Raw genomic sequence first — 21,070 nt, 5'->3', positions numbered from 1 at the left:
GCCCCTCGGCCGCCTGGCACAATGGCGGCAGGCCGAAACGAGGAGGAACCGGTGGCGACTGCGCCTGGCGAGACGGGTACCGCGCCAGTACGAGGGCGATCCACCCGGCAGCGGGCAGCCGTGGCGGCGGCGCTGGACGAGGTGGACGAGTTCCGCAGCGCCCAGGAGCTGCACGACATGCTCAAGCACCGCGGTGACTCCGTGGGCCTGACCACCGTGTACCGCACCCTGCAGTCCCTCGCGGACGCGGGCGAGGTCGACGTGCTGCGCACCAGCGACGGCGAGTCCGTCTACCGGCGCTGCTCCACCGGCGAGCACCACCATCACCTGGTCTGCCGCAAGTGCGGCAAGGCCGTCGAGGTGGAGGGCCCCGCCGTGGAGAAGTGGGCGGAGTCGATCGCGGCGGAGCACGGCTACGTGAACGTGGCGCACACCGTGGAGATCTTCGGCACCTGCGCCGACTGCGCGGCCGCCGGCTAGCCGATCCGGGTCAGGTTCCGGTCGAAGAACGATCGGATCCGGTCGAGATCCCCGGGGGCCGCGGCGGCACGCTTCGGCAGCCAGCCCAGGTCCCCGCCCCGGAACACGAGGACGAACAGGCTCCGGGTCTCGGCCCAGCCCCGGTACCTGTCCCACGTGTGGGCCACCGCCGTCCCGTCGGGGCGGTGGTTCCGCGTCCCGAGCGCCGTGACCACGCAGGTGTACTCGGGGTGCTCCGCGGCCCAGCGGTGCATCCGGCGCGCCCGCCGCCGCAGGTCCAGGCAGTGCCAGACCGCCCCCAGGACCATCCCCACCCCGCCGGCGAAGGCCAGGCCGGCCGGGTCCGCCGCACGGCCGTGCTGGGCCGCGACCAGCGCCACGGGCACGGCCGGGAGGGCCACCAGCCACAGCAGCAGTCCCCTGCGGCCCGCGGGCGTCCTCAGGGCGCGCCACCGCAGCACCTCCCACGCGTCGCGGCCGGCCGCGACGTACCGCAGCTCCACCGCCGGTTCGGTCGTGTCCATGGCGGCGGAGCCTAGCGGAGGCCTCAGCTCCCGGTGCCCTCGGGCTGGTTCGGGACCGCGCCGCCGAAGCGGCGGTCGCGCTGCGCGTACTCCAGGCAGGCGTCCCAGAGGTTGCGGCGGTCGAAGTCCGGCCACAGCACGTCCTGGAAGACCATCTCGGCGTATGCGCTCTGCCAGATCAGGTAGTTCGAGGTGCGCTGTTCGCCGCTGGGCCGCAGGAACAGGTCCACGTCCGGCATGTCCGGGTAGTAGATGTACTTGGCGAAGGTCTTCTCGTTGACCTTCGACGGGTCCAGCTTGCCGGCGGCCACGTCGCGGGCGATCGCCTGCGCCGCGTCCGCGATCTCGGCGCGGCCGCCGTAGTTGACGCAGAAGTACAGGGTCATGGCGTCGTTGTCGACGGTCTGCTCCTGCGCGACCTGGAGCTCCTGGACGACGGACTTCCACATCTTCGGCATCCGGCCGACCCAGCGGATCCGGATCCCGAGCTCGTTCATCTCGTCGCGGCGGCGCCGGATGACGTCGCGGTTGAAGTTCATCAGGAAGCGGACCTCGTCGGGCGTGCGCTTCCAGTTCTCCGTCGAGAAGGCGTAGAGGGAGAGGTTCTTGACGCCCATCTCCAGGCAGCCCTTGAGCACGTCGAGGACGACGCCCTCGCCGACCTTGTGGCCCTCGGTGCGCGGCAGGCCGCGCTCCTTGGCCCAGCGGCCGTTGCCGTCCATGACGATGGCCACGTGGTTCGGGACCAGCTCGCCGGGGATCTTCGGCGGGCGCGCACCGGACGGGTGCGGCTCGGGAACCTTGTACTCGCGGCGAGAGCGTCCCAGAATCCCGCGTCGTGCCATGTGCCAGCTCCTATTTCTCGACGTATCGGAGCGAGCGTAGCCCGCGCTCCAGATGCCAGTGCAAATAGGCCGAGACCAGCCCGCTGCCCTCCCGGGCGTGACGGGCCTCGCAGGCGTCCGCGTGCTTCCAGTCGCCCGTCAGCAGGGCGCTGAGCAGGGCGATGGCCTCCGACGAGGGTACGACGGAGCCCGGCACCCGGCAGTCCCCGCATATGACCCCGCCGGCGGCGACGGAGAAGTGCCGGTTGGGACCGTGGATCCCGCACTTCGCGCAGTCCTCGAAGCTGGGGGCGTAGCCGTTGACGGCGAGGGAGCGCAGCAGGAAGGCGTCGAGGATCAGGTGCGGTTCGTGCTCGCCCCGGGAGAGCGTGCGCAGGCCTCCGACCAGCAGCAGGTACTGCTGTACGGCGGGTTCGCCCTCGTTCTCGGTGAAGCGCTCGGCGGTCTCCAGCATGGCCGTGCCGGCGGTGTAGCGGGCGTAGTCGGTGGCGATGCCGTTGCCGTAGGGGGCGATGATCTCGGTCTGGGTGCACAGGGGGAGGCTGCGGCCGACGAGGTCGCTGCCGCGCGCGAAGAACTGCACGTCGGCGTGGGAGAAAGGTTCCAGCCCGGCACCGAACTTGGACTTGGTGCGCCGGACGCCGCGGGCGACGGCCCGGACACGGCCGTGGCCTCGGGTGAGGAGCGTGATGATGCGGTCCGCCTCACCCAGCTTCTGGGTGCGCAGCACGATGCCGTCGTCGCGGAACAGACTCATGGCCCCATTGTCCCCCGGGCGCGGACAGCGCCGACCCCCGGCCGGACCGTGTCCGGACGGGGGTCGGCACCCCTTGGGAGGATCAGGAGGCGGGGGCACCCGCGTCGTCGGCCGTCTCGGTCTTCTCGGCCTTCTCGGTCTTCTCGGCCGTCTTGACGGCCCCCTCCTCGGCCGTCTGCTCGGCCGTCGCCCCGGCAGCCTGCCCGGCCGTCGGCGCGGCGGCCGTCGGCGCGGCGGCCTTCTCCGCGCCGGCCGGGGCGGCCGCCGGCTGGCCGGGCAGCCCGATCTCGGCGGGGCCCGGGAGGGCGGTCCGGGCGTCGTCCCCGGCCAGGCCGTTGAAGATCAGGTTGAGGACGATGGCGGCCGTGGCACCGAGGGTGACGCCGCTGTTGAGGAGGGAGGACAGGTCCGGGTCCATGTGCTTGGAGAAGAGGACCGGGACGGTGGCCGGGAGCAGGGCGAAGGCGAGGGAGACGCCGACGACCAGCGCGTTCCTCTCCTCCTTGAGGTCCACCTTGGCCAGGGTCTGGATGCCGGCCAGGGCGACCATGGCGAACATGACGGTCGCGGCGCCGCCGAGGACCCCGTGCGGGACGGCGGCGACGATCGCGGCGGCCTTGGGCAGCAGACCCAGGATGATCATGAAGACGCCCGCGGCGACCACCACGAAGCGGCTCTTGACCTTGGTCATCCGCACCAGGCCGACGTTCTCGGCGAAGGCGACGTAGGGGAAGGAGTTCAGGACGCCGCCCAGGGCGGTCGCGGCGCCGTCGGCACGCAGGGCGCGGGCCACGGTCTCGCTGTCGACCTCCTTGCCGACGATGTCGCCGACCGCGTAGGTGTCGCCGGTGGTCTCGACCATGGTGATCAGCATGACGATCAGCATCAGGACGATCGGGAACCACTCGAACTTCGGGACGCCGAAGTGGAAGGGGGTGCTGACGCCGATCCAGCCGGCGTTGCCGACGTCGCCGAACTTCGCGTCCCCGAGGACGAACGCGACCACGGTGCCGGCCACCAGTCCGAGGAGGATGGCGATGCTGGAGAGGAACGGCTTGCCGATCTTCATCAGGACGAGGATGAAGAGCATCGTGCCGCCGGCGTAGGCGAAGTTCTTGGGGTCGCCGAAGTCCGGGGTGCCGAGACCGCCGGCCGCGTCGTTGAGGCCGACCGGGATCAGGACGATGCCGAGCACCGTGATGACGGTGCCGGTGACCACCGGCGGGAAGAGCCGCATGACCGCCCGGAACGCCTTGGCGGGCAGCCAGGCGAAGGCGAAGGTCGCCATGCCGGCGGTGATGACCGCGCCGTAGATGACCAGCAGCGCGGCGGTGCCGCCGCCGGCGCCGAGGCCTATGGCGATCATCGGGGACACGGCGGTGAAGGTGACGCCCTGGATCAGCGGCAGTCGCGCGCCGATCCTGCCGATGCCGAAGGCCTGGATGATCGAGGCGATACCGCAGGTGAAGAGGTCCGCGTTGATCAGGTAGACCAGTTGTTCAGGGCTCAGCTTGAGTGCGCTGCCCACGATGATCGGGACGATCACCGCGCCGGCGTAGAAGGCGAGTACGTGCTGGAAGCCGTACAGCGCGAGCTTGGGGAGGGGGAGCACCTCGTCGACCGGGTGCGTGCTCTGCTCTCCGTTGGCGGAAAGCCGGGCGGCGACACGTGCCATCTCTGCCTTGCCCTTCAAAGGTAGGTAACTGAGAGGAATTCGGGGGGGGATCTGGTTGCCCCTGGCCGGAGTGGGTCGTTAACCCGTTGGTCCGCCTGGGTCGTCCGTGGGAACACGCGAATCTCGTCGTCGTGTGACCGGAATTGAACGCCTGTGGAAGTGCTCACAGATATCGGCGACTTCGACAAAGAGTTGACGTTCTGGGACGCCCGATCTGGAGGTTCCTCCAGTGGCGGAGGCCCGCGTCGAGGAGTATGGGACGACGGGCCCCGAGCACCCCGTTCCGCTGCACACCTGCGAAGTTCCCCGCCCCTGACAGGCGCTTACCGGGTTCGCAAGTATTCGGTCACGCAAATCAGGGGGGCTAATTCCGGCCGTCCGGAATGCGGAAATCTTGTACGGAAGTGGGGGATCCACCTCTTGCACGGATCAAACTACCGGCCGGTTCGGCTCCGCGAGGCCGGATCGTTACCTCTCGGAACTCCGCATGCCGGAATTCCGCCCCAAAAAACGTCCCGGGCCCGGCGGAAGACCGCCGGGCCCGGAGTCGTACGTGCTCCTCCTACGGCGCGCGGACCGCCGACAGCAGCCCGTTCACCTCGTCCGCTGTCATCCGCAGCGCCGCGCCGACGGTGGCCAGCACCTCGCGCTCGGCCGGGATGTAGGGCCCGTCCGCGAGCGCGATCCGGGCGCCCTGGAGCAGGATCGACTCCCGCCCCGGCCCCGCCAGGTGCGGGGCGAGCGGCTCCAGCGCCTCGTGGAGCTCGATCGACAGCGCGGCCCCGCAGCACTCGGGCCCGTCGTAGAGCCCCAGCCGGCCCTCGTCGGTGGCCAGCGCGTCCACGAGGGACTCCAGCTGCTCCGCGGTGCAGTCCTGGAACCCGGCGGCCCGTACGGCCGACACGGCGGCCTCCAGGGCGCTGCGCGAGGCGGTCCCGCCCGCCGCGAGGACGGCCAGCGCCACGGTGTGCTGGGCGTCGCGCAGCAGGGCCGAGAAGCGGGTGGTGGTCAGGTGGTCCAGCACGTCGGTGTCGAAGCGCTGCCGGCAGCCCTGGCACTCGACGACGGGCCCGGCCTGGCCGCGCGGCAGCAGCGGCACGCCGAGCACGGTGAAGCGCCGGCGTCCGGTGCGCCTGCGGTAGTTGCGGTCACCGCCGCAGTCGGGGCAGAAGAACTCCCCGTCTCCCACGGTGCTCCAGGTGGTGCGGATGCCCCAGACGGTCAGCTTCCGGCCGTCCCCACCCCGAACTGGCAGCACGTCGCACCTCCATAACCTTCCGGCGGCACCGCCGGACTGGCGTGATGTTAGCCACATCGGTGAGGCTGCGTCAGTCGTGCGACAAGACAACATCGCGCGGGGCCGGGAGTTGGCCGAAGTGCGCCCCCGCCGCCTGGCGGTTTCGGCGAAGGGCCGTGCGCGTGAACGCCGTTCGGGTTCCCCGCCGCTCCCACGGACGAGTGACCGAGTACACGTACGTCGACCGGTAGCCCCTCCACACCGGCCCGCGGCGGGAACGGCGGAGCCCCCGCCCCTCCGGTCGGAGGGGCGGGGGCCCGTCGGGATGACTAGCGGCCCGCGCGGTTGACGGCGGAGATGACCGCCTTCAGGGAGGCGCGGGTGGTGTTGGCGTCGATGCCGATGCCCCACAGGACCCGGCCGTCGATCGCGCACTCGATGTACGAGGCGGCCACGGCGGAGGCGCCCTCGCTCATGGTGTGCTCGGTGTAGTCCAGCAGGCGGGCGTCGACGCCGATGCCGGCCAGCGCGTCGAAGAAGGCCGAGATCGGGCCGTTGCCGGTGCCGTTCAGGACCGTCTCGACGCCGTCCACGACCGCCTCGACGGTCAGCGTGTCGGTGCCGTCCTTGTCGGTGGCGGTGGAGCCGGAGCGCAGCTGGATGCGGCCCCACGGGTTCTCGGGGTTGGGCAGGTACTCGTCCGAGAAGACGTCCCAGATCGCCTTCGGCGTGACCTCGCCGCCCTCGGCGTCGGTCTTGGCCTGGATGATCCGCGAGAACTCGATCTGCATGCGGCGCGGCAGGTCCAGCTTGTGGTCGTTCTTCAGGACGTACGCGATGCCGCCCTTGCCGGACTGCGAGTTGACCCGGATGACCGCCTCGTAGGACCGGCCGACGTCCTTCGGGTCGATCGGCAGGTACGGGACCGCCCACTCGATGTCGTCCACGGTCTTGCCCTGGGCGGCCGCGTCGGCCTCCATGGCGTCGAAGCCCTTCTTGATGGCGTCCTGGTGGGAGCCGGAGAAGGCGGTGTAGACCAGGTCGCCCGCGTAGGGGTGGCGCGGGTGGACCTCCATCTGGTTGCAGTACTCGCTGGTACGGCGGATCTCGTCGATCTGGGAGAAGTCGATCTGCGGGTCGATGCCCTGGGAGAACAGGTTCATGCCCAGGGTGATCAGGTCGACGTTGCCGGTGCGCTCGCCCTGCCCGAACAGGCAGCCCTCGATGCGGTCGGCGCCGGCCATCAGCGCCAGCTCGGCGGCGGCGACGGCGGTGCCGCGGTCGTTGTGGGGGTGGACGGAGATGCAGACGTGCTCGCGGCGGGTCAGGTTGCGGGCCATCCACTCGAAGCGGTCCGCGTGGGTGGACGGCGTCGAGCGCTCCACGGTGGCGGGCAGGTTCAGGATGATCTCGCGGCCCTCGCCCGGCTGCCAGACGTCGCAGACGGCCTCGCAGACCTCCAGGGCGAAGTCCAGCTCGGTGTCGGTGAAGATCTCCGGGCTGTACTGGTAGCCGAAGACGGTCTCGGGGCCCAGCAGCTTCTCGGCGTACTCCATGACCAGGCGGGTGCCGTCGACGGCGATCTGCTTGATCTGCTCCTTGGAGCCGCGGAAGACGACCCGGCGGAAGGTCGGGGCGGTCGCGTTGTACAGGTGCACGGTGGCGCGCTTGGCGCCGATCAGCGACTCGACGGTCCGCTCGATCAGGTCCTCGCGGGCCTGGGTCAGTACGGAGATGGTGACGTCGTCCGGGATCGCGCCCTCTTCGATGATGGAGCGGACGAAGGCGAAGTCGGTCTCGCCGGAGGAGGGGAAGCCGACCTCGATCTCCTTGTAGCCCATGCGCACCAGCAGGTCGAACATCTCGCGCTTGCGGGCGGGGGTCATCGGGTCGATCAGCGACTGGTTGCCGTCGCGCAGGTCGGTGGAGAGCCAGCGGGGCGCCTTGGTGACGCGGGCGTCCGGCCAGGTGCGGTCGGGGATGTCCACCTGCTCGTACGCGCCGTACTTGTGGATCGGCATCCCGGAGGGCTTCTGGGTGTGGGTCGCGTTGGTGATGGGCGTGGGGCGACCGACGAAAGTGTGCTGGCTCATGGCGTTGGGCTCCTCGCGTGTCCGCGTGTAGTTCGCTGAACGGCCGACGGCGGTCGTAAAAACCGCAACACCAAACTCCGCGGGGAGGGGGCCGGCCTACGACTACAGACCCTCGCCGCGGCAGCTAAGGAGAAGCAGCCCGAAACGCATGATGGGCCGAGCCTAACCGAGCCGCGCCGTATCGCGAGGACCTGTTTCAGTATGCAAGACCCGGGTGCCCGATTTGCACCCTTTGTGAGTTACGACTCCTTCCGTGCGCCCGGTTCAGGGTGATCCGTCAACACGGCGCGTCAGGTTTGAGACAACCGAATGAATCATGGTCGCCGCTAGTGACAGCGTCATGACCCACTGCCACATTTCCGTGCATGGATGCCATCCTTTCCCCAGGCCACACCCCCCACCGCCCCGTCTTCTGCACCGTCGTGCCGCCGCACCTGCTCCGCAAGGCCGCCCAGTCCGCGGACAGCGCGCGGGCCGACGCCGCCCTGCGCACCCTCGAACACGACAGCGGCCTGCGCGAACGGCGCCAGGTCAACGCCCTCAGGGGGGTCGCCCCCTCCCTGGCCGACGCGCCCTCCGAAGGGCCCGCCCGGACGGTCTACGACGCCCAGCACCGCACCCGGCTGCCGGGGAAGAAGGTCCGCGCGGAAGGCTCCGAACCGGTCAAGGACGCCACCGCCAACCGTGCCTACGCCGGGCTCGGCGCGACCTACGAACTGTTCCTCAAGGCCTTCGGGCGCCATTCCATCGACGACTCCGGGCTGCCGCTGGACGCCACCGTCCACTACGGCCAGGACTACAACAACGCCTTCTGGGACGGCCGCCAGATGGTCTTCGGCGACGGCGACGGCGACCTCTTCCTCGACTTCACCGTGTCGGTGGACGTCATCGGGCACGAGCTGGCCCACGGCGTCACCCAGTACACGGCCAACCTCGATTACCACGGCCAGTCCGGGGCGCTCAACGAGTCCATGTCGGACGTCTTCGGCTCGCTGATCAAGCAGTACTCCCTGGACCAGACCGCCGACCAGGCGGACTGGCTGATCGGCGCCGGGCTGCTGGGGCCGAACGTCACCGGGGTCGCGCTGCGCTCCATGAAGGCGCCGGGCACCGCGTACGACGACGACGAGCTCGGCAAGGACCCGCAGCCCGCGACCATGGACGACTACGTCACCACCTCGCGCGACAACGGCGGCGTCCACATCAACTCCGGGATCCCCAACCACGCCTTCTACATCGTGGCCACCGAGCTGGGCGGCAAGGCCTGGGAGCGGGCCGGGCGGATCTGGTACGACACGCTGACCGGCGGACAGCTGGGCGAGAAGGCCACCTTCAAGGACTTCGCCCGGCTGTCGACGGCCGCCGCCGTCGCCCGCTACGGCGAGGGCGGCGCGGAGCACCAGGCCCTCCAGAAGGCCTGGTCGGCCGTCGGCCTGGCCTAGGCCGTCCCGCTCCGATAGAAGGGCACCATGCGGATCGAAGTGGTGCGGACGGGCGGTTTCGCGGGGATCGAGCGCCGGGCCGAGGTGGACACCTCGGGCCGGCCCGACGAGGAGGAGTGGCAGGCGCTGGCCCTGCTGGCGCTGCGCCCGGACCCCCGGGCCGCCCAGGGGCCGGGCGGGGTGCGGGACGGGTTCTCGTACCGGATCACGGTGGACGGGCGGACGGTGTCCTGCCAGGACCCCCACCTGTCGGACGCCCAGCGCAGCCTGGTCTCCCGGGTGCTCAAGGAGGGCGCGTAGGCACGGCCCGGGAAAGGGGATGCCCGGGTCGTGGTGGTCCTGCTTGGATGGCGGGATGACTGGAACGATCTTGAACGCCCTGGAGCAGTACTACGACACGGTCCCCCGCCGGGGCGGTGCGCGGGGCGAGGACTTCGGGCCGCTGACCCTGTTCGTGCAGGAGGGGGAGGGCTGGCAGTACTACGCGCGGCCCGCGCCCGGCGGCGCCGACGCGACCGCCGCCGACGTGCTCCGGGTGCTGGAGAGGCAGCGGGAGCTGAAGGTGCCGGAGGCCTTCGAATGGGTGGCCGAAACCACCCCCTCGCTGCGGGCCGCCGTGGAAGCCGCCGGGCTGCACGTCCACGCCCACCCGCTGATGACGCTGGACGCCGGCGCCGAGCCGCTCCCGCCGCATCCCGAGGTCCGGCTGCTCGGCGCCGACGACCCGCTGCTCCGGGCCGCCGTGACCGTACCGGCGCTGGCCTTCGGCGAGCCGGGCACGGCCCTGGGCACCGCGGGCCCGGCGGAACTGGCGGCGGCCGTGGCGGACCCGGGGGCCGAGGAGCGCCGGGCCCGCGTGTCGGCGATGCTCGCGGACGGGCGCACCGCGGTGGCCGCGGCCGTGCGCGACGGGCTGGTCCTCTGCTCCGGCCAGTACAACCCGGTCGGTGACGTCGCCGAGATCGTCGGCGTCGGCACCCTGCCCACCGCCCGGCGCCAGGGGCTCGCCCTCGGGGTGACGGCGGCACTGGTCGCCGAGGCCCGCGCCCGGGGCGCCCGTACGGTCTTCCTGTCGGCCGGGGACGAGGACGTGGCCCGGATCTACGCCCGCGCCGGGTTCCGGCGGGTGGGCACGGCCCTGATAGCGGAGCCGGCGGCCGGCTGAACGGGGAAGGAGTTGCCGGTTCGGCAACGGAAGTTGCCCGGGCGGCGGCACCGGCGCAGCATCGGCCGTACCGGCAGACCCTCCCCCGGCCACCACCGGGGGACCCCATGGAAGAGGCCCCGTGACCCAGCACCAGCACCAGCACCAGCACCAGGAGCAGCACCCCGACGGCGCGAGCGAGGGCTGGTGGGACGCCCGCTACCGCGAGAGCGACCGCATCTGGAGCGGCAGGGCCAACGAGGTCCTGGTCCGCGAGGCGTCCGGCCTCACCCCGGGCCGCGCCCTCGACCTCGGCTGCGGCGAGGGCGCCGACGCCGTGTGGCTGGCCCGGCAGGGCTGGCGGGTCACCGGCACCGACATCTCCGGGGTCGCCCTCGCGCGGGCGGCCGGGCACGCCGCCGAGGCGGGGCTCGGCGACCGCGTCGACTGGCAGCGGCACGACCTGGCCGAGTCGTTCCCCGACGGGCGGTTCGACCTGGTCTCCGCGTGCTTCCTGCACTCGTACGGGGACTTCCCGCGCGAGCGGATCCTGCGTACGGCCGCCTCCGCCGTGGCCCCCGGCGGGATCCTGCTGATCGCCGGCCACGCGGGCGGACCGTCCTGGGACCCGGACGCGCACGCCGACGTACGCTTCCCGACCCCGGACGAGGTGCTCGCGGACCTGGAGCTGCCGGAGGGCGCCTGGGAGGTGCTGGTCTCGGCCGAGCACGAACAGGCCCTGACGGCCCCCGACGGCCGGCCGGGGACCCGCAGGGACAACGCCCTGAAGCTGCGGCGCCTCGCCTGACGGCGGCCGGGGCGTCCCCTAGAAGCCGAGCTTGCGGAGCTGCTTGGGGTCGCGCTGCCAGTCCTTGGCGACCTTGACGTGCAGGTCGAGGAAGACCGGCGTGCCGAGCAGCGCCTCGATGTGCTTGCGCGACTTCATGCCGACCTCCTTCAGGCGCGAGCCCTTCGGGCCGATGATGATGCCCTTCTGGCTGGGGCGCTCGATGTAGACGTTGGCGTGGATGTCCAGCAGCGGCCGGTCCGCGGGCCGGTTCTCGCGCGGGATCATCTCCTCGACGACGACGGCGATGGAGTGCGGCAGCTCGTCGCGCACGCCCTCCAGCGCGGCCTCGCGGATCAGCTCCGCGACCATCACCATCTCGGGCTCGTCGGTGAGGTCGCCCTCCGGGTACAGCGGGGGGCTCTCGGGCAGCAGCGGCGCGATCAGGTCGGCCAGCAGCTGCACCTGGGTGTCGCCGACCGCCGAGACGGGGACGATCTCCGCCCACTCGATGCCGAGCTCGGCGCCGAGCTGGTGGATGGCGAGGAGCTGCTCGGCCAGCTGCTTGGACTCGACCAGGTCGGTCTTGGTGACGATGGCGATCTTGGGGGTCTTCTTGATCCCCGCGAGCTCCTTGGCGATGAACTTGTCGCCGGGGCCGAGCTTCTGGTCGGCGGGCAGGCAGAAGCCGATGACGTCGACCTCGGCCCAGGTGGTGCGCACGACGTCGTTGAGGCGCTCGCCGAGCAGCGTGCGCGGCTTGTGCAGGCCGGGGGTGTCGACCAGCACCAGCTGCGCGTCCGGGCGGTGCACGATGCCGCGGACGGTGTGGCGGGTGGTCTGCGGCCGGTTGGAGGTGATCGCGACCTTGGTGCCCACGAGCGCGTTGGTCAGGGTCGACTTGCCCGCGTTGGGGCGGCCGACGAAGCAGGCGAAGCCCGCGCGGTGCGGGGCGGTGGGCTCGGGGGAACGATCGCTCATACGGGCCATTCTCCCCGATGCGGCCCCCCGCGCCGACCAGGCTCCCGCGGAGGCGGGTGGGGCGCCGCCCGGCTCGGACCCACCGGGCCCCGAAGCCGCCGCCCGCTGCGCCGTCCCTGCGGGGCCGCGCGGGCCCCGGCCGCCGCCGACCGAGCCCGGTGGCCCGTGCCGTCGGCGGGTCCGCTGCGCGGGCCGAGTTCCCCTACCCGCCCTTCGCCCGTTCCCCGGGGCTGCGCCCCGGACCCCCTCCCGGGGGCTCCGCCCCCAGACCCCCGCGCCTCAAACGCCGGCGGGGCTGGATACATCCAGCCCGCGCGGCGTTTGAGCGCAACGGGGTCAGGGGCAGCGCCCCTGGGAACGGGCGAAGGGCGGGTAGGGGACCAGCCCCGCGCAGCGGTCCGGCGGCCCGCGTCAGGAAGGCAGCAGCGTCAGGGTGAGGAGCGCCCGGTAGGCGCCCGGCCGGGTGTACGCGGGGAGCGTGAGGGTGAGCACGGCGTCGACCGTGGCGGTCCCGGCCCCGCCCGAGGCCAGGACGGCCCCCTCCGGCCCCGCCGGCCCCGCGGGACCCGCGGCGCAGCCGCCCCGGCAGGACGGGGTCCAGGACGGCACGCCCCCGGGGGCGCCCGCCGTGAGCGTCGCCGTCAGCTTCCACCGCCCGCCGCCGGCCCGGGTGTCCGTGACCGTGACCGTGCCGATCCGCCCGGGGGCCGCGCCGCCGCCCCCGTACGCGACCGCCCCCAGGGTCACCGCCGCCCCCGCCTGGGTCAGCGTCAGCCCGCCCGGGGCGGGGGCGGAGACCGCGTAGGGCGCCGGGGCCGAGCCCCGTGGCGGCGACCAGGCCGGGCCCTCGTACGCCAGTACTCCCGTCGTGGCCCGGTCCGTGACGGGCAGCTCCACCGCGACGGCCCCGCGCGCGTCCGCGATGACCCGCGCCCGGTCGGCCGTCGGGGCGGCGGCCGCGCGGCCCTCCACGGTCACGGCCGCGCCGGGGGTGAAGCCGACGCCCGCGACGCGGACCCGCGCCCCGGGCTCGCCGCCGGCCGCGCCGAGGGTGACGCGGCGCAGGTTCATCAGCGGCGGCGGGCCGTCGGGCATCCCGCACGCCCCGCCCCCGTCCTCCCGCGCGGGGGAGGCCCCTCCCGTCGACCCGGGGTCGCCGCCCCCTGGTTCGGAGGCAGCCCCGCCAGACGCCGGGGCCGCCACCCTGGCCGGGTCGCCGCCCCCCGGGGCCGCGCCGGGAGCGGACGCCCCGTTCGCGGTCTCCCGCTCGGGGGAAGCCCCGCCCGGGGTCGCACCCCCGCCCGGCACCGGGGCCGGCACCCGGCCCGGGTCACCGCCGCTCGGCTCCACCCCACGGGCGGACGCCCCGCCCGCGACCCCGGAGCCGGACAAGGTCCCGCCGGACGCCGGGGGCGTCACCGTGGATGGGGCACCGGCGTCCGGGGCGGAGGGGGCCTCGGGGGGCGGCGGGAGCGGTGCCGCGGCGGGCCTCGGCTTCGTGGTGGGGGCCGACGACGGGCAGTGCCCCGGCCGTGGCTCCTCCTCGGCCGCCGCCGGGGTGCCCAGCGCGGCCGCCGCGAGCACCGCCGTACCCACGGCCGCCGACCACCTCCTGCTGCGCGCGCGTGTCCGCACCTGCCCGCCCCCTCCCCGACCGGGGGCCATTCACGGGCGGGCGGCGGGAGAAGTCAATGCGCGGACCCCGCACCGACTGATGGCCCATCAGAAGACGGCACGGTCTCCGTCGCCCGGAAGGTGCGCCGGTAGGCCGTCGGGCTGACCCCCAGCGCCGCCTGCACGTGCTTGCGCAGTGACTGCGCCGTCCCGAAGCCCGCCTGCCGGGCCACCGCCTCGACCGGCAGCTCCGTCCGCTCCAGCAGTTGCCGGGCCCGCTCCACCCGCTGCCCGGTGATCCACTCCCCCGGGCTCACCCCGCACTCCTCGCGGAACCGGCGCGTGAAGGTCCGTACCGACATGGACTCCTGCCGGGCGAGGTCGCTCAGCCGCAGGGGCTCGTGCAGCCGGTCCAGCACCCAGGCCCGCGCGGCCGTGGTGCTGGCCTGCTGCGGCCCGGGCACGGGCCGCCGGACGAACTGGGCCTGCCCGCCCTCGCGGTGCGGCGGTACGACGGTCCTGCGGGCGGTGTCGTTGGCGACGGCGGCGCCGTGGTCGCGGCGCACGATGTGCAGGCACAGGTCGATGCCGGCGGCGACCCCGGCGGAGGTCAGCACGTCCCCGTCGTCGGTGTAGAGCACGTCGGCGTCGACCCGCACGGCCGGGAACATCCGCTGGAAGTGCTCGGCGTGGGCCCAGTGGGTGGTGGCCCGGCGGCCGTCGAGGTACCCGGCGGCGGCCAGGACGTAACCGCCCGTGCAGATGGACACCATCCGGGTGCCGGGCCGGACGTGGGCGAGGGCCGCCGCCAGGCCGTCGGTCAGCCGGCCCTCGGAGTGCACCGGGCCCAGCTCGTGCGAGGCGGGGACCACGACGGTGTCGGCCGTCGCGAGCAGCTCAGGGCCGTGCTCGACGTACACCGTGAAGTCGGCGTCGGTGGGGACCGGGCCCGGGGCGAGGCCGCAGGTGAGGATCTCGTACAGGTGCCGCTCTTCGGGGTCCTTGGCCCGGCCGAAGATCCGGTGCGGGATGCCGAGTTCGAAGGGCAGCAGCCCGGCGAGGGCGAGGACGACGACGCGGTGCGGCTTCTCGACGGTGGCCATGGCCCGATCGTAGCGAAGCATGACAGTCAGGCCACTGGTCGCGCAGGGGCCCCGGGCCGGAAGCTGTCGGCGTGACCCAGACAGCCCCCGCCTCCCCCGCCTCCTCCACCACCGCCACCCGCGCCCCGCGCGAGCCCGGCCGCGTCCACCGGGCCTGGTTCGCTGCCGCCGTGGCCTTCGTGACGATCATCGGCGCGGCCGCCTTCGCCTCCCTCCCCGGGCTGCTCATCGAGCCGCTGCACGCCGAGTTCGACTGGTCGCGCGGCACGATCGGCTTCGCGGTCTCCGTCAACCTGGCGCTCTACGGGCTGACCGCGCCCTTCGCCGCCGCGCTGATGGACCGTTTCGGCATCCGCAAGGTCGTCGCCGTGGCCCTGACCGTGATCGCGGGCGGCTCGCTGGCCACGGTGTGGATGACGGCCGCCTGGCAGCTGGTGCTGTTCTGGGGCGTGCTGGTGGGCCTGGGCAGCGGCTCGATGGCACTGGCCTTCGCGGCGACGGTGACCAACCGCTGGTTCACCGCCCGGCGCGGCCTGGTCACCGGCATCCTGACCGCGGCCGGCGCCTCCGGCCAGCTGATCTTCCTGCCGCTGCTGTCCTGGCTGGTGGAGAACCACGGCTGGCGCCCGGCCTCGGTCACGGTGGCGCTGGCGGCCCTCGCCGTCGTCCCCTTCGTCTGGCTGCTGCTGCGCGACCACCCGGCCGACGTCGGCCTCGCCCCGTACGGAGGTGCGTACGAGCCCAAGCCCGCGCCCGTGCCGGGTGCGGCCCGCCGGGCCGTGGGCGTGCTCTTCCGGACGGCCCGCACCGGCCCGTTCTGGCTGTTGGCGGGCACCTTCGCGATCTGCGGGGCCTCGACCAACGGACTGGTGCGCACCCACTTCACCCCGGCGGCGCACGACCACGGCATGCCGGTGACGGCCGCCGCCGGACTGCTCGCGGTGATCGGCGTGTTCGACGTGCTCGGCACCATCGCCTCCGGCTGGTTCACCGACCGCTTCGAGGCGCGCCGGCTGCTGGCCGTGTACTACGCCCTGCGCGGGGTGTCCCTGATGTTCCTGCCGGTGCTGCTGGCGCCCAGCGTGCACCCGCCGATGGTGTTCTTCATCGTCTTCTACGGCCTGGACTGGGTCGCCACCGTCCCGCCGACCATCGCCCTGTGCCGCGAGCACTACGGGCAGGACAGCGCGGTCGTCTTCGGCTGGGTCCTGGCCTCGCACCAGGTGGGCGCGGCCCTGGTGGCCTTCCTCGGCGGGGTCGCCCGTGACGCCTTCGGCTCGTACGACCTGGTCTGGTACGCGGCGGGCGGGCTGTGCGCGGTGGCGACGCTGATGGCGATGGTCATCCGCCGCCGGGTGCCGGAGCCGGCTACAGCGGCGGCCGGTTGAGCAGTTCGCGCAGCCAGCGGGCGCGGTCGGCGTCGCCGGTGTCCCCGGCGGCTCCGCCGTCCGCGTCGCGGGGGCCCGCGGGGAAGAAGCGGCCCCAGGCACTGACCCGGCCGATGGCCGCGAGCCGCCAGGCCAGCCGGGCCGCGCGGCGCAGCTCGCCGGGGGTGCGCCCGGCTCCGGTCCACGGCTCCAGGTAGGCGTCGCGCAGCCGGGGCAGCACGTCGGGCCCGTACCGCCGGGCCGCGGCCCGGCCGGGGACCAGCAGGCTGCAGAAGGGGTGGGTGACGCAGGCGTCGCCCCAGTCGAAGAAGGTGTACCGGCCGGGTTCCGGGGTGAAGACCTGCGCGTCGTGGAGGTCGCAGTGGTCGAGGGTGTCACCGATGCCGGCCCCCGCGAGTTCCGCGCACCAGTCGGCGAAGCGGGGCCGCAGCGCGTGCAGGGCCCGGCGGTCGGTGTCGTCCAGGGCGGTGTTCTCCTCGGCCATTCGGTCGAGGATCCCGGGCAGTGCGGCGGTACGCGCGCCGGGGACGCCGAGCGCCTCGATCTCGGGGGTGTGCGGGAGGAGGGAGCGCTGGAGTTCGGCGTACCGGCCGAGCACCGCCTCCCAGGCGCGGGGTCCGCCGCCCCGGCGGTCCTCGTCCAGGGTCTGCCGCAGGAGCGGGCCGCCGTCCGGCAGCAGGGCCCAGCCCCGGGCGGCGTCGACGGCCAGGGGCCGCAGCACGCTGCCGGGGACCCAGTCGGCCAGGGCCCGGGTGAGCCCGGCCTCGAAGGCGCCGGCGGGCGGGTTGGCCTTGAACCAGACGGGCCCGCTCCCGCCGACGGAGAACCGGACCAGTACGGACCACGGCCGCAGCCGGACCTCCCTGGGACCGTTCTCGGCCAGTCCGTGCGCGGCCAGGGCGTCGGCGGCCCAGCGGAGCGCCTCCACGCGCCAGTCGGGCCGGTCCCAGGGGGTCACGGCCCGGGGGAAGTCCCCGCGGTCCGCGGTCTCGCGCGCGTCGGGCTGCATCGGCCCATCACACCACCGCGCCGGCGGGCGCCGCCATCGGATTCCAGCCCGCCCGGCGGCCCTGCCGGGCCGTCGCCCGCCGCGGACCGCCGGAGGGCTCGGCTCAGGCTCCGGCCGGGGTGGTGGACTTCAGGGTGCCGTCGGGGGCGGCGAGGAGGACCGGGGTGTCGGGGCCGCCCAGGTCGCGGACGGCCGCGCGGTCGGCGTCGGCGGGGGCGTCGGCCGCGCTGACGACGGCGGCGGCCTCCAGGGAGGTCGCGCCGCTGGCGACGGCCATGGCGACGGCCGTCTGGAGGGCGCTCAGCCTGAGGGAGTCGAGCTCCACGGTGCCGGCGACGTACGTGCGGCCGGTCTCGTCCCGTACGGCCGCCCCTTCCGGGACTCCGTTGCGGGCCCGCGCGCTGCGTGCCAGCGTGATGATCTTGCTGTCCTCGGGGTCGATCCCGTTGCCCACGGTGCTCTCGCTCATAGGCGAAAGCATAGGGAGCGCCCCGGTGCGGTCGTGCGACGACCCCGCCGGGGCGCTCACTCGCGCTCCCCGCCCCCCGCCGTTCCCCCGTGGAGCAGGACAAACCTAAGCGAAAGGTAAGGGACTCCTGGGTTCCAAAGGTCCCGTCCCCACATGACCTTCGACCCTCTTCCGTGCGGCGGCGGCACGCCCCGGCCGCACCGCCGCGCCGCACCCGTGGTCACGCCCGGTCGAGCTTCAGCCGCTCCGCCCGCGGCAGCCCCGCCACGACCAGGTCGTACGAGTCCTCCACCAGCTCCCGCACCAGCGCGTCCGGAAGGGCGCCCACCGTCACGGTGTTCCAGTGCCGCTTGTTCATGTGCCAGCCCGGCACGATCGCCTCGTGCTCGGCCCGCAGCCGCACGGCCGCCTCCGGCTCGCACTTGAGGTTCACCTTCAGCGGTTCGGCGTCCAGCGCGGTGAGGGCGAACATCTTGCCCAGCACCTTGAACACCGAGGTCTGCGGGGTGAAGGGGAACTCCTCCACCGCCGCGTTGAAGCCCAGGCAGAACGCGCGCAGCTCCGCGGGGGTCATTCCCCCTCCTCCCCTTCGGCCGCCGCCCCGGCGACCGGCTCCACCAGCACCGTCACGATCTTGTTCCGGCGTCCCGCCGGGGACTCCGCCGTCAGCCGCAGCGGCCGCCCGTCGGGCAGGTCCACCACCGCCGAGGCGCCCGCGATCGGGACCCGGCCCAGCGCCTTGGCCAGCAGCCCGCCGACCGTCTCCACGTCCTCGTCGTCGAAGGCCTCCACCCCGAACAGCTCGCCGAGGTCGGTGATGTCGAGCCGCGCGGTGACCCGGTAGCGGTCCTCGCCCAGCTCCTCGACGGGCGGGATCTCCCGGTCGTACTCGTCGGTGATCTCGCCGACGATCTCCTCCAGGATGTCCTCGATGGTGACGATGCCGGCCGTGCCGCCGTACTCGTCGATGACGACGGCCACGTGGTTGCGCACCGACTGCATCTCGCGCAGCAGGTCCCCGGCGTTCTTGGTGTCGGGGACGAAGACCGCCGGCCGCATCACCGTCGAGACCAGGTCGGCCTCCGCCTCCCGGTTGATGTGCGTACGGCGGACGAGGTCCTTCAGGTACACCATGCCGACGATGTCGTCCTCGTTCTCCCCGGTGACCGGGATCCGCGAGAAGCCGGACCGCAGCGCGAGCGTCGTCGCCTGCCGGATCGTCTTGTAGCGCTCGATGCAGACCAGGTCGGTGCGCGGCACCATCACCTCGCGCACGAGGGTGTCCCCCAGCTCGAAGACCTGGTGCACCATCCGGCGCTCGTCGTCCTCGATCAGGGATTCCTTCTCCGCGAGGTCCACCATCGCGCGCAGCTCGGCCTCGGAGGCGAAGGGTCCCTTGCGGAAGCCCTTGCCGGGCGTGAGCGCGTTGCCGATCAGGATCAGCAGCTGCGGGACCGGCCCCATCACCCGGGCCAGCGGTACGAGGACGTACGCGGCCGCCGTCGCGGTGTTCAGCGGGTGCTGGCGGCCGATGGTGCGGGGGGAGACGCCCACCGCCACGAACGACACCAGCACCATCACGCCGATGGCGGTGAGCAGCGCCGTCCAGTTCTCGCCGAACGCGTCGAGGCAGACGTACGTGACGAGCACGCCGGCCGCCATCTCGCAGGTCACCCGCACCAGCAGGGCCACGTTGACGTACCGGGTGGGGTCGGCGGCGACCTGGGCGAGCTTGGCGCTCCCGCGCCGGCCCTCCCGTACGGCCTGCTCGGCGCGGAAGCTGGAGACGCGGGCGATCCCGGACTCGGCGCAGGCCGCGAACCAGGCCACCACGGTCAGCAGGACCGCCCCGGTGATCAGCTGGGCGGCGCCGGTCACGAGACGGTGGGGGCCGGGGAGGGGCCAGTGAGGCCGCGCTCGGCGCGCCAGCCGTCGACGATGGCCGCCTGGAGGCCGAACATCTCGGCCTTCTCGTCCGGCTCCTCGTGGTCGTAGCCGAGCAGGTGCAGCACCCCGTGGACGGTCAGGAGCTGGAGCTCCTCGTCCATGGAGTGCCGCGTCGGCGCCTCGTCGCCCTGCTTCTTGGCCACCTCGGGGCAGAGCACGATGTCACCGAGCAGCCCCTGCGGGGGCTCCTCGTCGTCCTTCGCCGGCGGACGGAGCTCGTCCATCGGGAAGGACATGACGTCGGTCGGTCCGGGGAGGTCCATCCACTGGATGTGGAGCTGCTCCATGGCGTCCTCGTCGATGACGATGACGGAGAGCTCGGACAGCGGGTGGATCCTCATCCGGGTGAGCGCGTAGCGGGCGATGTCGAGGATCGCCTGCTCGTCGACCTCGGTTCCGGACTCGTTGTTGACGTCGATCGACATGGTGCGCTGGGTTCTACTTCCGCTGGTGGCCGTTCGGGGCCGGGTGGGCATCGTCGTACTTGGCGTACGCGTCGACGATACGGCCGACCAGCTTGTGCCGGACCACATCCTCGGACGTGAGCCTCGAGAAGTGGATGTCCGGCACCCCGTCGAGGATCTCCTGGACCTGGCGCAGACCGCTCTTGGCGCCGCCCGGGAGGTCGACCTGGGTGACGTCACCGGTGACGACGATCTTCGAGTCGAAGCCGAGCCTCGTCAGGAACATCTTCATCTGCTCGACGGTGGTGTTCTGCGCCTCGTCCAGGACGACGAAGGCGTCGTTGAGCGTCCGGCCGCGCATGTACGCCAGCGGCGCCACCTCGATCGTGCCCGCCGCCATCAGGCGCGGGATCGAGTCGGGGTCGATCATGTCGTGCAGGGCGTCGTAGAGCGGCCGCAGGTACGGGTCGATCTTGTCGAAGAGCGTGCCCGGCAGGAAGCCGAGCCGCTCGCCCGCCTCGACGGCGGGGCGGGTCAGGATGATCCGGCTGACCTGCTTGGACTGGAGCGCCTGGACGGCCTTCGCCATGGCGAGGTAGGTCTTGCCGGTGCCGGCGGGGCCGATGCCGAAGACGATCGTGTTCTTGTCGATCGCGTCGACGTACCGCTTCTGGTTGAGGGTCTTGGGGCGGATGGTGCGGCCGCGGCTGGAGAGGATGTTCTGGGTGAGCACCTCGGCCGGGGTCTCCGTGTCACCGCCACCGCTGCCGTTCGCCTTGAGCATGGCGATCGAGCGTTCCACTGCGTCCTCCGTCATCGGCTGCCCGGTGCGGAGCACCAGCATCATCTCGTCGAACAGGCGCTGGATCAGGGCGACTTCCGCCGCCGCTCCGATCGCGCTGACCTGATTGCCCCGAACATGGATGTCGGCCTTCGGGAAAGCCTTTTCGATCACGCGCAGCAGGGCGTCGCCCGAGCCGAGCACGGTCACCATCGGGTGCGTCGCCGGGACCGTGAAATGGGCTCGCGCCTGGCCCTGCGCCGGGGTGTGGGCTGTCGGTGTCTGAGTCATGGGCCGGCACTGTGGCCTGCGCATACCTCCCACTGAGGGGCCGATCCCATCGCCGGCCTCCGGAGTACCAAGGGTACGTCCACGCAGGGTCGCGCCCGA

At 72.9% G+C, this 21,070-nt stretch carries 21 protein-coding genes; 6 read left to right on the top strand and 15 right to left on the bottom strand.

Going from position 1 to position 21,070, the window contains the following annotated elements; translation table 11 throughout:
• The first annotated feature begins 51 nt into the window (after positions 1-51).
• A complete protein-coding gene (locus tag ABD973_RS21840; protein WP_007263971.1) occupies positions 52-480 on the top strand; it encodes a Fur family transcriptional regulator in 429 nt (142 codons plus the stop codon).
• Here ABD973_RS21840 and ABD973_RS21835 read toward each other — a convergent pair.
• From ABD973_RS21835 to leuA, 6 genes are all read right to left on the bottom strand, one after another.
• On the bottom strand, positions 477-1,004 hold the full coding sequence (locus tag ABD973_RS21835; RefSeq protein WP_125821076.1) for a YcxB family protein: 528 nt from the start codon (positions 1,002-1,004) through the stop codon (positions 477-479). The genes ABD973_RS21840 and ABD973_RS21835 overlap by 4 nt on opposite strands.
• Positions 1,005-1,027: 23 nt before the next feature.
• The gene (locus tag ABD973_RS21830; protein ID WP_125594784.1) at positions 1,028-1,849 is read right to left on the bottom strand and encodes an isoprenyl transferase; all 822 of its coding nucleotides are present in this window, start codon (positions 1,847-1,849) and stop codon (positions 1,028-1,030) included.
• A gap of 10 nt (positions 1,850-1,859) precedes the next feature.
• Positions 1,860-2,606 carry a DNA repair protein RecO gene (gene recO, locus ABD973_RS21825; protein WP_125821077.1) on the bottom strand — a complete coding sequence of 249 codons (747 nt, stop codon included), beginning with the start codon at positions 2,604-2,606 and terminating at the stop codon, positions 1,860-1,862.
• An 82-nt stretch (positions 2,607-2,688) separates the two neighbouring features.
• Complete coding sequence (locus tag ABD973_RS21820; RefSeq protein ID WP_241253233.1) at positions 2,689-4,281, bottom strand: nucleobase:cation symporter-2 family protein; 1,593 nt, start codon at positions 4,279-4,281, stop codon at positions 2,689-2,691.
• A gap of 562 nt (positions 4,282-4,843) precedes the next feature.
• A complete protein-coding gene (locus ABD973_RS21815; RefSeq protein WP_125594781.1) occupies positions 4,844-5,539 on the bottom strand; it encodes a TerB family tellurite resistance protein in 696 nt (231 codons plus the stop codon).
• 308 nt (positions 5,540-5,847) lie between these two features.
• Positions 5,848-7,611 carry a 2-isopropylmalate synthase gene (gene leuA, locus ABD973_RS21810; RefSeq protein WP_125594780.1) on the bottom strand — a complete coding sequence of 588 codons (1,764 nt, stop codon included), beginning with the start codon at positions 7,609-7,611 and terminating at the stop codon, positions 5,848-5,850.
• Between the two features lie 365 nt (positions 7,612-7,976).
• On the opposite strand from leuA, the gene ABD973_RS21805 reads away from it, so the two are divergent.
• The 4 genes from ABD973_RS21805 to ABD973_RS21790 all read left to right on the top strand — a co-directional run bounded on the left by ABD973_RS21805 (position 7,977) and on the right by ABD973_RS21790 (position 11,005).
• A complete protein-coding gene (locus ABD973_RS21805; protein ID WP_125821079.1) occupies positions 7,977-9,053 on the top strand; it encodes a M4 family metallopeptidase in 1,077 nt (358 codons plus the stop codon).
• A gap of 27 nt (positions 9,054-9,080) precedes the next feature.
• Positions 9,081-9,353 carry a protealysin inhibitor emfourin gene (locus ABD973_RS21800; RefSeq protein WP_125594778.1) on the top strand — a complete coding sequence of 91 codons (273 nt, stop codon included), beginning with the start codon at positions 9,081-9,083 and terminating at the stop codon, positions 9,351-9,353.
• 55 nt (positions 9,354-9,408) lie between these two features.
• On the top strand, positions 9,409-10,218 hold the full coding sequence (locus ABD973_RS21795) for a GNAT family N-acetyltransferase (protein ID WP_125821080.1): 810 nt from the start codon (positions 9,409-9,411) through the stop codon (positions 10,216-10,218).
• A gap of 121 nt (positions 10,219-10,339) precedes the next feature.
• Positions 10,340-11,005, top strand: a complete 666-nt coding sequence (locus ABD973_RS21790; RefSeq protein WP_345501613.1) for a class I SAM-dependent methyltransferase — start codon at positions 10,340-10,342, stop codon at positions 11,003-11,005.
• A gap of 18 nt (positions 11,006-11,023) precedes the next feature.
• Here ABD973_RS21790 and era read toward each other — a convergent pair whose 3' ends face one another.
• The 3 genes from era to ABD973_RS21775 all read right to left on the bottom strand — a co-directional run bounded on the left by era (position 11,024) and on the right by ABD973_RS21775 (position 14,682).
• Positions 11,024-11,974, bottom strand: a complete 951-nt coding sequence (gene era, locus ABD973_RS21785) for a GTPase Era (protein ID WP_007263983.1) — start codon at positions 11,972-11,974, stop codon at positions 11,024-11,026.
• Between the two features lie 402 nt (positions 11,975-12,376).
• Positions 12,377-13,060, bottom strand: coding sequence for a hypothetical protein (locus ABD973_RS21780; protein ID WP_345501610.1), 684 nt, complete (start codon positions 13,058-13,060; stop codon positions 12,377-12,379).
• A gap of 593 nt (positions 13,061-13,653) precedes the next feature.
• Complete coding sequence (locus ABD973_RS21775; protein WP_345501608.1) at positions 13,654-14,682, bottom strand: GlxA family transcriptional regulator; 1,029 nt, start codon at positions 14,680-14,682, stop codon at positions 13,654-13,656.
• 71 nt (positions 14,683-14,753) lie between these two features.
• Here ABD973_RS21775 and ABD973_RS21770 point away from each other — a divergent pair, with 71 nt between their 5' ends.
• Positions 14,754-16,070 (top strand): MFS transporter, encoded by a 1,317-nt coding sequence (locus ABD973_RS21770; protein WP_345501606.1) that lies wholly within the window; start codon positions 14,754-14,756, stop codon positions 16,068-16,070.
• Here the strand turns inward: ABD973_RS21770 and ABD973_RS21765 are convergent.
• The 6 genes from ABD973_RS21765 to ABD973_RS21740 all read right to left on the bottom strand — a co-directional run bounded on the left by ABD973_RS21765 (position 16,051) and on the right by ABD973_RS21740 (position 20,971).
• Positions 16,051-17,079 (bottom strand): phosphotransferase family protein, encoded by a 1,029-nt coding sequence (locus ABD973_RS21765; RefSeq protein ID WP_345501604.1) that lies wholly within the window; start codon positions 17,077-17,079, stop codon positions 16,051-16,053. The genes ABD973_RS21770 and ABD973_RS21765 overlap by 20 nt on opposite strands.
• Before the next feature lie 103 nt (positions 17,080-17,182).
• Entirely contained in the window at positions 17,183-17,560 is a 378-nt protein-coding gene (locus ABD973_RS21760) for a cytidine deaminase (protein WP_386381743.1), read from the bottom strand.
• Between the two features lie 208 nt (positions 17,561-17,768).
• Positions 17,769-18,122, bottom strand: coding sequence for an MmcQ/YjbR family DNA-binding protein (locus tag ABD973_RS21755; protein WP_345501602.1), 354 nt, complete (start codon positions 18,120-18,122; stop codon positions 17,769-17,771).
• Entirely contained in the window at positions 18,119-19,426 is a 1,308-nt protein-coding gene (locus ABD973_RS21750; protein WP_345501600.1) for a hemolysin family protein, read from the bottom strand. Before ABD973_RS21750 ends, ABD973_RS21755 begins: the two co-directional genes overlap by 4 nt.
• Positions 19,423-19,920 (bottom strand): rRNA maturation RNase YbeY, encoded by a 498-nt coding sequence (gene ybeY, locus ABD973_RS21745; protein WP_125603535.1) that lies wholly within the window; start codon positions 19,918-19,920, stop codon positions 19,423-19,425. Before ybeY ends, ABD973_RS21750 begins: the two co-directional genes overlap by 4 nt.
• Positions 19,921-19,933: 13 nt before the next feature.
• Positions 19,934-20,971: a PhoH family protein gene (locus tag ABD973_RS21740; protein WP_125603536.1), complete on the bottom strand. Its 1,038-nt coding sequence runs from the start codon at positions 20,969-20,971 to the stop codon at positions 19,934-19,936.
• Between the last annotated feature and the right edge of the window lie 99 nt (positions 20,972-21,070).

Source organism: Streptomyces racemochromogenes, from assembly GCF_039535215.1.
GTDB classification, from domain to species: domain Bacteria; phylum Actinomycetota; class Actinomycetes; order Streptomycetales; family Streptomycetaceae; genus Streptomyces; species Streptomyces racemochromogenes.
This window is presented reverse-complemented; position numbering and strand designations above follow the sequence as displayed.